Origin of the sequence: Actinomadura sp. KC06 (assembly GCF_004348735.1) — a bacterium.
In the GTDB taxonomy this organism is placed as follows: domain Bacteria; phylum Actinomycetota; class Actinomycetes; order Streptosporangiales; family Streptosporangiaceae; genus Spirillospora.
The window spans coordinates 20,146-32,984 of the sequence record NZ_SMKT01000043.1; the positions used below are offsets into that span (position 1 = coordinate 20,146).

The 12,839-nt window shown below is 71.5% G+C and carries 12 protein-coding genes; 9 read left to right on the forward strand and 3 right to left on the reverse strand.

Going from position 1 to position 12,839, the window contains the following annotated elements:
* Nucleotides 1-41: 41 nt before the first annotated feature.
* The 7 genes from E1287_RS16165 (at nt 42) to E1287_RS16195 (ending at nt 6,946) form a co-directional block, all read left to right on the forward strand.
* On the forward strand, nt 42-1,322 hold the full coding sequence (locus E1287_RS16165) for an extracellular solute-binding protein (RefSeq protein ID WP_131965769.1): 1,281 nt from the start codon (nt 42-44) through the stop codon (nt 1,320-1,322).
* Nucleotides 1,319-2,311, forward strand: a complete 993-nt coding sequence (locus tag E1287_RS16170; protein WP_131965770.1) for a sugar ABC transporter permease — start codon at nt 1,319-1,321, stop codon at nt 2,309-2,311. Before E1287_RS16165 ends, E1287_RS16170 begins: the two co-directional genes overlap by 4 nt.
* 48 nt (nt 2,312-2,359) lie before the next feature.
* Complete coding sequence (locus E1287_RS16175; protein ID WP_243719072.1) at nt 2,360-3,157, forward strand: carbohydrate ABC transporter permease; 798 nt, start codon at nt 2,360-2,362, stop codon at nt 3,155-3,157.
* 2 nt (nt 3,158-3,159) lie between these two features.
* Nucleotides 3,160-4,359 carry a sn-glycerol-3-phosphate ABC transporter ATP-binding protein UgpC gene (ugpC, locus tag E1287_RS16180; RefSeq protein ID WP_131965772.1) on the forward strand — a complete coding sequence of 400 codons (1,200 nt, stop codon included), beginning with the start codon at nt 3,160-3,162 and terminating at the stop codon, nt 4,357-4,359.
* On the forward strand, nt 4,356-5,324 hold the full coding sequence (locus tag E1287_RS16185) for an FAD-dependent oxidoreductase (RefSeq protein ID WP_131965773.1): 969 nt from the start codon (nt 4,356-4,358) through the stop codon (nt 5,322-5,324). Before ugpC ends, E1287_RS16185 begins: the two co-directional genes overlap by 4 nt.
* Nucleotides 5,321-5,605 (forward strand): hypothetical protein, encoded by a 285-nt coding sequence (locus E1287_RS16190; protein WP_131965774.1) that lies wholly within the window; start codon nt 5,321-5,323, stop codon nt 5,603-5,605. Before E1287_RS16185 ends, E1287_RS16190 begins: the two co-directional genes overlap by 4 nt.
* A 69-nt stretch (nt 5,606-5,674) precedes the next feature.
* The gene (locus E1287_RS16195) at nt 5,675-6,946 is read left to right on the forward strand and encodes a hypothetical protein (RefSeq protein ID WP_131965775.1); all 1,272 of its coding nucleotides are present in this window, start codon (nt 5,675-5,677) and stop codon (nt 6,944-6,946) included.
* Between the two features lie 82 nt (nt 6,947-7,028).
* Here the strand turns inward: E1287_RS16195 and E1287_RS16200 are convergent, their stop codons facing one another.
* From E1287_RS16200 to E1287_RS16210, 3 genes are all read right to left on the reverse strand, one after another.
* Nucleotides 7,029-8,315, reverse strand: a complete 1,287-nt coding sequence (locus E1287_RS16200; protein WP_131965776.1) for an extracellular solute-binding protein — start codon at nt 8,313-8,315, stop codon at nt 7,029-7,031.
* 51 nt (nt 8,316-8,366) lie between these two features.
* The gene (locus tag E1287_RS16205) at nt 8,367-9,647 is read right to left on the reverse strand and encodes a hypothetical protein (protein WP_131965777.1); all 1,281 of its coding nucleotides are present in this window, start codon (nt 9,645-9,647) and stop codon (nt 8,367-8,369) included.
* Nucleotides 9,648-9,746: 99 nt separating this feature from the next.
* On the reverse strand, nt 9,747-10,037 hold the full coding sequence (locus E1287_RS16210) for a hypothetical protein (RefSeq protein WP_131965778.1): 291 nt from the start codon (nt 10,035-10,037) through the stop codon (nt 9,747-9,749).
* Between the two features lie 192 nt (nt 10,038-10,229).
* Here E1287_RS16210 and E1287_RS16215 point away from each other — a divergent pair, with 192 nt between their 5' ends.
* Together E1287_RS16215 and selB are read left to right on the forward strand one after the other, a co-directional pair.
* Nucleotides 10,230-11,027 (forward strand): IclR family transcriptional regulator C-terminal domain-containing protein, encoded by a 798-nt coding sequence (locus tag E1287_RS16215; protein ID WP_131965779.1) that lies wholly within the window; start codon nt 10,230-10,232, stop codon nt 11,025-11,027.
* 29 nt (nt 11,028-11,056) lie between these two features.
* Nucleotides 11,057-12,820 (forward strand): selenocysteine-specific translation elongation factor, encoded by a 1,764-nt coding sequence (selB, locus tag E1287_RS16220; RefSeq protein WP_131965780.1) that lies wholly within the window; start codon nt 11,057-11,059, stop codon nt 12,818-12,820.
* Nucleotides 12,821-12,839: the final 19 nt, after the last annotated feature.

Here is a 12,839-nt window from a genome sequence, read left to right on the forward strand (position 1 = left end):
TTGAACGACCGGCGCCCACCCCGCACGGAAGGTGAAGGAAGATGAGACACCACCGACGAACACGGCTCGGCTGGACGGCCGGCGCCGGTGCCGGAGCGCTGCTTCTGGCGGCCGCCGCCTGCGGGGGAGGGGACGGCGGCTCGTCCGGCGGCACGGTGACCCTGCGGATGTACTCGACGACGACCACCGAGCCCGCCTTCTCGGCCCTCATCGACGGCTTCCACAAGAGCCAGTCGAAGATCAAGATCAAGGCGGAGTTCATCCCGTCGGCCAAGGTCGGCCAGGTCACCACCACCATGATGCAGGCGGGCAACCCGCCGGACCTCATCGTGGCGAGCCCCGGCTCGGGCGGCGGCTCCAACGGGCTGTCGGTGCACCGGCTGGCCGACGCGAACCGGCTGGCCGACCTGTCCGCCCGGCCGTGGGCCACCGACCTGCCCGAGCTGCTCAAGCCCACGGCGCAGTTCGAGGGCAAGACCTACAGCCTGATCCTCGGCGTCTCCACGCAGTTCCTCAACTACACGACCACCGACTTCGAGAAGTGGAAGGTCGAGCCGCCGAAGACGTTCAAAGAGCTGCTGGACATGTGCGGCATGATCAAGTCGAAGGGCATGTACGCGATGGCGTCCGGCGCCGCCGACATGGCGGGCAACCGGATGCGGATGCAGGTGTTCAGCGCCGCGAACGTCTACGCGCTGGAGCCGGACTGGGACGAGAAGCGGGCCGCGGGCCAGGTGAAGTTCCAGACGTCACCCGGCTGGAAGAAGACGTTCCAGCAGGTCCAGGACCTGGTGACGCACGACTGCTACTACCCGGGCTCGGCCGGGCGCACCACGGAGGAGGCGCGCAAGCTCGGCGCGTCCGGGAAGACGACGATGGGCATCGGCCCGTCGATCGCGGCGGCCTACCTGTCCAAGGCCAACCCGGACCGCAAGTGGGCGGCGGCCGCGGTGCCCGCCGGGGACACCGCCACCCCGAACCTGCCGCTGGAGGTCTCGGGGATCTCGGTCGCCAAGCGGGCCAAGCACGTGGACGAGGCGATCGCGTTCCTCGACTACCTGGCCGCGCACCGCGACGTCTACTCCAAGAACAGCGGGGCGTTCTCCCCGGCGATGATGGCGAAGGGCGAGCTGCCCGACTTCCTCAAGCCGCTGGAGCCGCTGGCCAAGCAGGGCAGGTTCAGCCTCGCCGCGAGCACCATGTGGCCGACCGAGGCCCCCGCCCAGGTCGCCTACAAGTACATGACGGGCCTGCACAACAACACCCGGACCGTCGACGACATTCTCAAGGCGATGGACCAGGCCTGGGACAACGGCAAATGACGGAAAGGATCACGAAGAAGCACGCGGACACGTCGGCGCTGCCGCCCCTGGTAGCCGCCGGCGGTCCCGAAGAGAAACGCGAAGGCGGCTGGTGGCGGCGGCGCCGGGACGCCGGGCCCGCCGGGGGCGCGCGCAAGCCGCCGTGGTTCCTGGCGATGCTGGGGATCGCGTTCCTGATCGGGATGCACTTCCTCGCGCCGCTGTCGGGCGGCGTCTACGCGTTCACCGACTGGGACGGCTTCAACACGGCCACGTTCGTCGGCTGGGACAACTTCCGCGAGATCATGGACTCGTCGGTCCAGCGCGGCGCGCTGCTGCACACGTTCGTGCTGGCCGGGTCCTATCTCGTCCTCGTCAACGTGGTGGGCCTGGTGCTGGCCCTCGCACTGAACAGGACGCTGAAGTCCCGCAACTTCCTGCGGATGGTGTTCTTCGCGCCCGCCGTCCTCAGCCCGCTGGCCGTGTCCTACATCTGGCAGTACATGTTCACCTACGACGGCGCGATCAACCGGGTGCTCGGCGGGATCGGCCTGGACGGCCTGCGCCGCGAGTGGCTGGGCGACCCGTCGACGGCGATCTGGTGCGTGCTGGTCGTCATGGTCTGGCAGCACGCCGGCCAGGCGATGATCATCTACCTGGCCGGGCTGCAGGGCGTCGCCGACGAGCTGGAGGAGGCCGCGGTCATCGACGGGGCGCGGCTGTGGATGCGGCTGCGCCGCATCACGCTGCCGCTGCTGGCGCCCGCGTTCACCATCGTCTCCACGCTGATGCTGATCTCCGGGCTGCGGGTCTTCGACCAGGTGTTCGCGCTCACCGGCGGCGGCCCCGTGTACTCCACCGAGACCCTCGCGACGCAGGTGTACCAGCAGACCTTCGTCGAGGGCAGGTTCGGGTTCGGCGCATCCATCGCGATGGTGATGACCGTGCTGATCTCCATTCTGGGAATCGCCAACATGATGTATCAGCGAAGCCGGGAAAGGCGGTTGTGAATGGGTGCCTTCCGGTACACGTCGCGGTCATTCGTCCGTGAGGTGGTGATGATACTGGCGGCGCTGCTGTTCGCGATGCCGCTCTATTTCCTGATCGCCATTTCGCTCAAGACCGACCAGCAGCTCACGCTGGAGCCGCTGAAGCCGCCGCTGGCGGACCCGAACTGGGGCAACTACGCCGACGCGTGGTCCAGCGGCGGCACGACCGGCGGCATGGGACGCGCGTTCCTCAACACCGTGATCATCACCGTGGGGAGCGTGGTCTGCCTGGTCCTGGTGTCGTCGCTGACGGCGTACGTGATCGCGCGGCGGACGTCCAGGCTGAGCAACGGGCTCTACGTGCTGTTCGTCATCGGGTTCATCATGCCGGCGACGCTCGGGCTGGTGCCGATCTACGTGGTGATGCGCAGCGCCGGGCTGCTGGCGACCTACCACGGGATCATCATCCTGCACACGGCGGGCATCCTGCCGTTCGCGGTGTTCCTGTACGTGGGGTTCATCCGCGCGCTGCCCACCGAGTACGAGGAGGCGGCGCAGGTCGACGGCGCCGGGATGCTCCGCACGTTCTTCAAGGTCGTCATCCCGCTGCTGAGACCGATCACCACGACGGTGGCGATGCTGTCCGGGCTGATCGTGTGGAACGACTTCTTCCTCGCGCTCATCTTCATGAGCGGCAGCTCGATCGGCACCTTGCCGATCGCGCTGAATTCGTTCGTCAACGAGAACTACACCCAGTGGAACCTTGTGTTCGCGGGCGCGACCATCGCCATTCTCCCCATGCTGTGCGTCTTCATCGTCGCGCAGCGGCAGTTCGTCCGGGGCCTGGCCGGCGGAATTCGAGGCTGAATATGGGAACGATCGACATTCGCGGGCTCGGCAAGGTGTACCCCGGCGGTACCCGCGCGCTCCGCGACCTCAATCTGGAGATCGCCGACGGCGAGTTCATGATCTTCGTCGGGCCGTCCGGCTGCGGCAAGACCACCGCGCTGCGGATGATCGCCGGGCTGGAGACCATCGAGGAGGGTGAGATCAGCATCGGCGGGACGGTCGTGAACCGGGTGGAGCCCCGAAAGCGCGACGTCGCGATGGTGTTCCAGAACTACGCCCTCTACCCGCACATGACCGTCTACGACAATATCGCCTTCCCGCTGCAGTGCGAGGGCAAGCGCAAGCAGGAGATCAAGGAACGGGTGGAGGAGGCCGCGCGCCTGCTCGGCCTGGGCGAGCTGCTGCGCCGCAAGCCGCGCGCGCTGTCGGGCGGGCAGCGGCAGCGGGTCGCGATGGGGCGGGCGATCGTCCGCAAGCCGCAGGCGTTCCTGCTGGACGAGCCCCTCTCCAACCTGGACGCGAAGCTCCGCATGCAGATGCGGGCCGAGCTGTCCACCGTCCAGCGGACGCTCGGCGTCACGACCGTCTACGTGACCCACGACCAGGTCGAGGCCATGACGATGGGCACCCGCATCGCCGTCATGCGCAACGGGCTGCTCCAGCAGGAGGGCACTCCGGAGCTGGTGTACGACCGGCCGAGCAACATGTTCGTCGCGACGTTCATCGGCTCGCCCGGCATGAACCTGCTGAGCTGCCCGCTCGTCGCGGACGGCCCGGGCGACCTGCACTGCGTGGTCGGCGACCAGCGGATACCGGCGCCGAAGGAGCTGCACGGGGCGCTGGAGCGCTTCGCCGGGTCGGAGATCGTCGTGGGCGTCCGTCCGGAGAAGCTCACCGACGCGCCCGTCCACGCCAGGCACGGGGACGGCGCCGCGTCCGGACGGCTGCGCGGCGAGGTCACCGTCGTGGAGATGCTCGGGCACGAGCGGCTGATCCAGGTCGAGGTGCCCGGCGAGCCGGTCGCCGCCGACCCCGAGCTGGAGAACATCCGGCGGCCGCAGAACGGCCAGAAGACCGGGGCCTCCACGCCGGGCAAGGCCGTCGTCTACGCGCGGTTCTCGCCGTCGTCGACGGTGAAGCCGCTGGAGACCGTCGACATCCCGGTGAACCCGTCCGACCTGCACTTCTTCGATCCCGAGACCGGTGAGGCGATCCGATGACGAGCGAGGATTTCGAGGTACTGGTCGCGGGCGGCGGGGTGGCGGGGCTGACCGCCGGGCTGTTCGCCGCCCGCGCCGGCCGCCGGACCGGGCTGCTGCTCGGCGACGACATCGGCGGCGGCCACCTGCTCAGCGTCGGCAGGATCGAGGACTTCCCCGGCTTCCCCGAGGGCGTGGCGGGCTTCGACCTGTGCCCGATGATCCAGGAGCAGGCGCAGGACGCGGGCGTGCAGTTCGTGACGAGCGCCTTGAAGGGCCTGACCCCGTCCGATGGCGCATGGACGGCCACGACCGGCGACGGTGAGACCCGCGCCGGCGCCGTCGTCGTCGCGACCGGGTCGGCGCTGCGCGAGCTGGACGTCCCGGGTGAGGCTCCGCTGCGCGGCCACGGCGTGTCCGACTGCGCGACCTGCGACGGGCCGTTGCACCGCGGCAACACCGTCGCCGTCGTCGGCGGCGGCGACTCCGCGCTGCTGGAGGCGCTGGAGCTGACCAACCATGTGGGCAGGGTGCTGCTGCTGCATCGCGGCGAGAGCCTCGACGGGCAGCACACCTACGCGAAACGGGTGCTGGAGCACGCCTCGATCGAGGTGCGGCACTCCACCGTCGTCGAGGAGATCCTCGGCGACACGGTCGTCTCGGGCGTTCGGACCAAGGACACTGGCACCGGCGAGACCGCGGAAGAGAAGGTCACCGGGGTCTTCGTCTATGTGGGTCTGCGGCCGCGTACCGACGTCCTGCGCGACCTGCTCCCGCTGGACGGCGACGGCCGGGTGCCGACGGACGGCGCCATGCGCACCGTCCTCCCCGGAGTGTTCGCCGCCGGCGACATCAGGACCGACTCGGCGGCGCAGGCCGTCACGGCCGCCGGCGACGGCGCGACCGCCGCGCTCGCCGCGCACCGCTACCTCGCCGACCCCGGCCGCGCCTGGCCGGTCCCCCAGCCGAGAGGAGCCTCCGCATGACGATCAGCGTGTACGACCCGCGCGGCTACCCGCCCAAGGTGGAGGGACGGTCCCTCGCGCCCAGGCTGGAGACCCTCGACGGCAAGGTCGTCTACCTGGTGATCGCGCCGTTCGACAACACCGACGTGTTCATGGAGCGGCTCGCCGCCTGGTTCAAGGAGAACCGGCCGCGGGTGGAGACGCGGATCGTGGCCACCGAGGCGTTCGGGCAGGACTCCCCGGCGATGCGGGCGGAGATCGAGGCGGCCGGGGACGCGGCCGTCGTCGGTCTCGGCCTTTGAAGCACCTGCGCCCCGACGGTCGTCGGGATAGCGGCGGAGCTCGAACGCTCCGGGGTACCCACCGTCGGCGTGCACTCGCGGCAGTTCCGCAGGATCGCCGCGAACGTCGCCAGGACGAAGGGCATGCCGCGCATGCGGCAGGCCTACCTTCCGGGCGCGATCTCCGGGCGGTCGGCCACCGAGCTCAGCGAGTACATCGAGGGAACGGACGCCGTCACCGGCCGCCCGTTCATGGACGAGCTGCTCGACGCTCTCGCCGGGCGGCTGGACGAGGAGGACCTCAAGGGAAGCTCGTACGAGCGGCCGCGGCGGCAGCTCGTCGAGGCCGCGGACGAGCCGTCCGCGCACGCGCTGTTCCTGGAGAACCGCTGGACGGACGGCCTGCCGATCGTCCTGCCGACCGAAGAGCGCGTCCGGGAGATGCTCACGGGCACGTCCCGCCGCCCGGACGAGGTCGTCGGACGCCTCGCCCCCGCCAAGTTCCGGGAGCGGTGGGAGTTCACCGTCGAGAAGGTCGCCGTCAACGCCGTGATGGCCGGGGCCGGGCCCGAGCACTTCCCGATCATCCTGGCGCTGGCGTCCAGCGGCGTCACCGCGCGGATGAGCAGCCTGACGTCGATGGCGGCGATCGCGATCGTCAACGGCCCGATCAGGCTGGAGGCGGGGATGAACACCGGGATGGGCGCGATGGGCCCCTACAGCAGGGCCAACGCGACCATCGGACGCGCGTACGGGCTGCTGTCGCAGAACCTCCAGGGCGGGTCGGTGCCCGGCGAGACGTACATGGGCACGCTCGGGAACACCTACGCCTACACCGCCGCGTTCCCCGAGAACGAGGAGGCCAGCCCGTGGGAGCCGCTGCACGTCCAGCACGGTCTCCGTCCGGACGAGAGCGCGGTCAGCCTGTTCCTCGGCGGCTGGTACACGATCTCCGGCGCCTCGCCGCGCCGCAGGCACTGGGAGGAGATCCTGCGCGGCGCGCTGCGCGCCTGCGATCCGGCGTTCGCGCCGCTGGTGGTGATGGACCCGACGGCGGCGCACGACTTCGTCGAGGCCGGGTTCCCCGGTAAGGACGACGTCCGCGCGTGGCTGGCCCGCAACGGCCGGATGTCCGCGGGCGAGTACTGGTCGAACGGGGTGGTGCGGGCCATCCTCCGTCCGCTGGCGCTGGCGGGGGAGGAGCCGCACGCCACGAGGTACAAGGCGTCCGGTGACGAGCCCGTCGAGATCTACGACGCGGGCGACATCAACATCGCGGTCATCGGCGGCGGGACCGCGAACGCGTCCAAGCTGATCGCCGCCCGCTACGAGACGACCGTCCGGGTCGACCCCTGGCGCTGAGAACCCCGGCGCTGAGAGAGGAACAGCCGTGATCGCCGAGCCACAGCGCGGTCGGCTCGGCGATCACGGCCGTTCCGGGACGTCAGCCAGAGGTCGCCTCCCAGGCTTCGTCCATGGCTTTGAGGACGTCGTCCACGGTGCGGGTCTTGTTGTAGAGGCCCGCCATCGTCTTGTAGGCGGCCTGGGCGGGCGCGTCCGACGGCCACATCGTGCTGGCGCCGAGGCTGTAGCGGCCCTGCTTGGCCAGCGGTTCCAGCGGCTTCAGGAAGTCGGGCAGCTCGCCGCGCTCCATCTGCGCCGGGGAGAACGCGCCGGTCTTCTCGGCGTACAGGTCGCGTTTCTGCGCGACGAAGTCGAGGAACTTGGTCGCCTCCTCGACGTTGTCGCCCTTGGCCGCCACCGACAGCCCGCTGACCTCCAGCGGGAGGATGCTCTGCTTGCGTCCCGGCACCGGTACCGCGGCCCACTTGCGCGCCGGGTTGCGCCGGGTGACGTAGGACGAGGCGGTCGACGGCCCGATGCCCATCGTGGCCTTGTCGCTCTTGATCTGGAGGTTCTTGCCCTCCTCGGTGGTGCGGCCCGCGCCGCCGGGGTAGTAGCAGTCCGCGTTGATCATGTCGACGATCTGCTGGAACGTCTGCCGCCAGCCGGGCGTGGTCTGGAACTTGACCTGGCCCGCGGCGCGCTTCTCGTCCCACTTCGGGTCGTCGCTGTAGACGTTGGCGGCGGAGAAGGACTGCAGCAGCATCCGGTTGCCCGCCTGGTCCGCCGCGCCGGGGACCAGCGCGTACTTGTCATGCTTGCGGATCTCGCCGCACAGCTTCAGCAGCTCGTCGAACGTGCTCGGCGGCTTCAGCCTCCAGTCCTTCAGCTCGGTGACGGTGTAGTCCATGAAGTGCGTGGACACCCCGACGACCAGGGCGTACACCTTGCCCTCATAGGTGACGGTCGGGGCCAGCAGCGCCGGGACGTCCTTGGCCCACGGCTTCTTCGTGACGTCCGCGAGCCGGCGGGCCTTGGCGAGTTTGTGGAGCGGCAGCCCGGTCGCGCCGCCGCCCGACCCGGGGGAGATGTTGAGGACGTCGGGCGGGTTGCCGCCCTGCAGCTCGGTGGTCGTCGCCGGTCCGATCTTCGGCGCGGGGACGTACTGCACGGTCATCTTGATGCGCGGCGCGTTCGCGTCGTTGAACTCCTTGACGATGGGGTCGAGGCCGTCCTTGACGGCCGGGGACGCGTACATCCGCAGCGACGCGTTGCCGGAGCCGCCGCCCGAGCCGCCGCACCCGGCGGCGGCCACCATCACCGCGGAGGCCCCCGCGACGAGGGCGAGACTCCGTCCGCCCCGCCCGCTCCGCCGATTGCCTTCCATTGGTCCTCCCAGTTGCCGGTTGCCTCTCACGGGTGCGCACACCCTCCGCGATCAGCGCCACTCGTCCACGGACACGGTCCGGCCGGACAGCGAGCGGTCCAGCCTCGTGCCGTTGGCCATGCCTTCGAGGACGCTCCAGGTGGCGGCGCTGCGGCCGCCGACGACGATGACGTGGACGTCCTCGGGCACGTTGATGCGGACCTCCTCGTCCGGCGCGGCGGCCCGGTAGCTCGCCCACGGCTCCTCGCCCGCCTCGGCGCGGTAGCCGAAGAACAGCTCCTGCAGGCCCTGCGCCCACCACCGGCGGGCGGGCAGCCGCCCGGCGTCGGAGATCCACTCGATGAGGTCCGCCTTGCGGGCGAACCCCTGGTGCTCGACGAGGTTCTGCGCGGCGAGCGGGTCGAGCAGCAGCACCGCCCCGCCGGACGCGCGCGTCGCGTTGAAGATCGTCCGGGCGTGGTCGCGCCAGTCGTCGCGGATCCCGCTCGGCGCGTTGATCATCGTCCGGACGCCGCGGAACACGGTCGCCGTGCTGTCGCCGGGGGCGAAGCCGTGCTGGACGTGGTACGGCTCCCAGGGGCTGCGCTCCTCGTTCTCGGCGAACGTGAGGTTGGTGAACGAGAACGGGTTCCCGATCGACCCCATGTAGCTGATCCCGGGCGCCGAGCCGCCCTGCAGGTTCTGCGAGCCGATGCCGTAGGCGCGTCCGATGGTGGCGTTGGCCCTGCTGTACGGGCCGAGCGCGCCGATTCCGGAGTTCATGCCGATCTCGTCGCGGATCGGGCCGTTGACGACGACGGCCTCCGACATCGAGGAGATGCTGCTGTGCCGTGCCGAGTAGCCGCTGCCCAGCAGCGCCAGGATCACGGGGAAGTACTCGGGCGCGGCCCCGGCCATGACCGCGTTGACCGCGGCCTGCTCGACGGTGAACTCCCAGTAGTCGCGGGTGGAGGCGGCGCGGAGCCTGCCGACCACCTCGCCGGGCGCGTGGCTGGTGCCCGCGAGCATCGCGGCGACGCGCTCCTCGGTGGGCAGGACGATCGGCAGCTTGTCCGTCCAGCCGTTCTCCAGGAAGAGGGCGTGCAGGTCGTCCTCGGTGGCCGGTTCCAGCAGCCGGGACCTGGCCTGCTCGAACGTCGCCCCGGCCATGTCGGCCTCGTCCAGCGGCCTGGTCAGCCCGTCGAAGAGGTCCCTGGCGAACGGGTTGCCGGAGACGGGGTTGTCACCCTCGACGTATCCGCGCAGCTCCCCGGCGGTGCGGCCGGGCACGGGGGAGGGCACGAACGCGTGCCGCAGGGTGGGGACGCCCGCCAGCCTGCTGGTGGACGCCACCAGCCGGGCGAACGCGTCGGCGTGGACGGAGACGGTCGGGATGCGGTACTCGGATTCGAGCCGCGTGGCGTGGCCGGCGACCGCCGGCGCGCAGCCGCTTCAAAGACCGACGCCGAGGACCGCGGCGTCGCCCTCGTCCGCGATCCGCGCGTACAGCTCGGGCGCCGGGTCGAACGGCGTGGAGAGATGGACGGTCACGGTCGTGATGTCCGGGCGGTGCTCCTGGAGCGATGCCCCGAGCTGCTCGATGAGGTCGCCGGAGTTCTCGAAGCCCGCGTCCACGAGGAACACGGTCTTGCCGTCCAGGGTGTCGGGGCGCGGGGCGAGCGACTTGCCGCCGACGGTGGGCGCGTTGCCCTCGGGATGGAGAACCGTGATCTTACCGGCCATGACGACATCTCTCCTGAGCTGCGGGTCTCGCCGCGATCGTTCGTATCAAGAACAGTTGTTCGCATGGCGATTCTCCGTCGAGGTGTTGAGGTTGTCAACAGATACATTGACCTGACATCCACTCCGGGCTACCGTTCGGATCAAGCACACTTGTTCATCATCCGAACGGAACCGCCACCCTGCGATGAGCCGATGACAGCGAGCGAGGAGACGGGCGCCGGGGTCCGGGAGCCGCATTTCGTCCAGTCCCTGGAGCGCGGCCTCAACGTGATCAGGGCGTTCGACGCGTCCGCGCCCGAGCTGACGCTCAGCGAGGTCGCGCACGCCACCGGCCTCACCCGGGCCGCCGCGCGGCGGTTCCTGCTCACCCTCGCCGACCTCGGCTACGTGCGCAGCGACGGCCGCCGGTTCTCGCTGACGCCCCGCGTCCTGCGGCTCGGCTACGCCTACCTGTCGTCGCTGTCGCTGCCCGAGGTCGCCGAGCCGCACCTGGAGGGGCTCGTGGCGGCGGTCCACGAGTCGTCGTCGGTGTCGGTGCTGGACGGCGACGACATCGTCTACGTCGCGCGCATCCCGACCTCGCGCATCATGACGGTCGCGATCAGCGTGGGCACCCGCTTCCCCGCCTACGCCACGTCCATGGGCCGGGTGCTGCTCGCCGCGCTGCCCGACCCCGAGCTGGACGAACGCCTCGGCAGAGCGGCGCACCGCCCCCTCACCGGCCGCACGGCCACCGACCCGGCCGTCCTGCGCCGCGAGATCGACCGCGTCCGCAAGCAGGGCTGGTCGCTGGTCGACCAGGAGCTGGAGGACGGCCTGCGCTCGATCGCCGCGCCCATCCGCGACGCCACGGGCAGGGTGGTGGCCGCCGCCAACCTCTCCACCGCGTCCAGCCGCACCCCCGCCGCGAGGATGCGCCGCGAGCTGCTGCCGCCGCTGCTGGACGCCACCGCCAGGATCGAGGCCGATCTGCGCGCCGCGCGCGGCTGACCGGGCCCGGGTCCGGGAAGGACGAGGACATGCACGTGATCGCCACCGCCGGGCACGTCGACCACGGCAAGTCCACGCTGGTCAGCGCGCTCACCGGGATGGAGCCCGACCGGCTGGCCGAGGAGCGCCGCCGCAGGCTCACCATCGACCTCGGGTTCGCCTGGACGGTCCTGCCCGGCGCCGGCGAGGTCGCGTTCGTCGACGTCCCCGGGCACGAGCGGTTCGTCGCCAACATGCTCGCCGGGGTGGGACCGGTGCCCGCCGTCCTGTTCGTCGTCGCCGCCGACGAGGGCTGGATGCCGCAGAGCGCCGAGCACCTGGAGGCCCTCGACGCCCTCGGGGTGTCCCGCGGCGTGCTCGTCGTCACCCGCTCCGACCTGGCCGACCCGGCGCCCGCGATCGAGGAGGCGCACGAGTGGATGGCCGAAAGCACGCTGCGCGACCTGCCGGCCGTCGCGGTCAGCGCGATCACCGGGGACGGGCTGGACGGCGTCCGCGCGGCCATCGCCGACCTGGTCGCGGGCCTGCCCGCACCCGACGCCGCCGCGCCCGTCCGGCTGTGGGCCGACAGGTCGTTCTCCATCCGCGGCGCGGGCACCGTCGTCACCGCCACGCTCGGCGCGGGGACGGTCGAAGTCGGTGATGAGCTTCTCAACACCGAGGGCAGGTCCGTGCGGGTGCGCGGCATCGAGGCGCTCGGCGAGCCGTGCGACCGGGTGACCGCGACCGCGCGGGTCGCGCTGAACCTGCGCGGCGTCGACCGCGCCGACGTCCCGCGCGGGCTGCCGCTGCTCGCCCCCGGCGCCTGGCGGATGGCGGACTCCGCCGACGTGGAGCTGCGGCCGATGTCCACGACGCCGCCGCCGGAGCGGCTGATCATGCACATCGGCACCGCCGCCGTGGCCTGCCGCCTCCGCCCGCTCGGGGACGGGCACGGCCGCCTGCGGTTCGACCGGCCGCTGCCGCTCCGGTACGGCGACCGCGCCGTCCTCCGCGACCCCGGACGCCGCCGGATCGCCGCCGGGCTCGTCGTCCTCGACGTCGACCCGCCCCCGCTGACCAGGCGCGGCGCGGCCAAGGCGCGGGCGGCCGAGCTGGCGGGCATGCGCACGGCGGGCGACGTCGCGTCCGGCCACCTCCGCCGCGGCCTGCGGCGCGGCGCGGAACTGGCCGCGATGGGCCTGCCGGCGCCGGGCGAGCCCCGGCACGGCGACTGGTGGACGGACGACGCCCGCTGGGCCGAATACGCCGCTGACCTGGCCGAAGCCGAACGCCGCCACCGCGCCGGCCACCCGCTGGAGCCCGGCATGCCGGTGGCCGCCGCCGCGCGCCGCCTCGGCATCGATCCCGCCCTGGTGCCTGAGCTGGCCCGCCACGCGGGCCTCGCCTGCGAATCGGGCCTGCTCACCCCGCCGGGCCACGAGCCGGGGCTGCCGCCCGCGCTCGACAAGGCCGTCGAGGTGCTGGAACGCGACCTGGCCGCCGACCCGTTCGGCGCCCCGAACGCCGGCCGCCTGGCCGAGCTGGGGCTCGGCAGCGCCGAGCTGGCCGCCGCCGAACGCGTCGGCCGGCTGCTGCGTGTCGCGCCGGGGATCGTCCTGTTGCCGGACGTCGACCGCCGCGCCCTCGACGTCCTGACCGCGCTGCCCCAGCCGTTCACGCTGAGCGACGCCCGGCAGGCGATGGGCACGACCCGCCGCGTGGCCGTCCCGCTGCTGGAGCTCCTGGCCGCCCGCGGCCTGACCCGCCGCACCGAGGACGACAGGCACGAGACCCTCGACCCGACAGGCTGACGCTCTATATTCTGTGTCC

Excerpts from the sequence above, each read along its gene's own strand:
- E1287_RS16165 (WP_131965769.1), top strand. The coding sequence starts at position 42 with ATGAGACACCACCGACGAACACGGCTCGGCTGGACGGCCGGCGCCGGT.
- E1287_RS16170 (WP_131965770.1), top strand. The coding sequence starts at position 1,319 with ATGACGGAAAGGATCACGAAGAAGCACGCGGACACGTCGGCGCTGCCG.
- E1287_RS16175 (WP_243719072.1), top strand. The coding sequence starts at position 2,360 with ATGATACTGGCGGCGCTGCTGTTCGCGATGCCGCTCTATTTCCTGATC.
- ugpC (WP_131965772.1), top strand. The coding sequence starts at position 3,160 with ATGGGAACGATCGACATTCGCGGGCTCGGCAAGGTGTACCCCGGCGGT.
- E1287_RS16185 (WP_131965773.1), top strand. The coding sequence starts at position 4,356 with ATGACGAGCGAGGATTTCGAGGTACTGGTCGCGGGCGGCGGGGTGGCG.
- E1287_RS16190 (WP_131965774.1), top strand. The coding sequence starts at position 5,321 with ATGACGATCAGCGTGTACGACCCGCGCGGCTACCCGCCCAAGGTGGAG.
- E1287_RS16200 (WP_131965776.1), bottom strand. The coding sequence starts at position 8,315 with ATGGAAGGCAATCGGCGGAGCGGGCGGGGCGGACGGAGTCTCGCCCTC.
- E1287_RS16210 (WP_131965778.1), bottom strand. The coding sequence starts at position 10,037 with ATGGCCGGTAAGATCACGGTTCTCCATCCCGAGGGCAACGCGCCCACC.
- E1287_RS16215 (WP_131965779.1), top strand. The coding sequence starts at position 10,230 with ATGACAGCGAGCGAGGAGACGGGCGCCGGGGTCCGGGAGCCGCATTTC.
- selB (WP_131965780.1), top strand. The coding sequence starts at position 11,057 with ATGCACGTGATCGCCACCGCCGGGCACGTCGACCACGGCAAGTCCACG.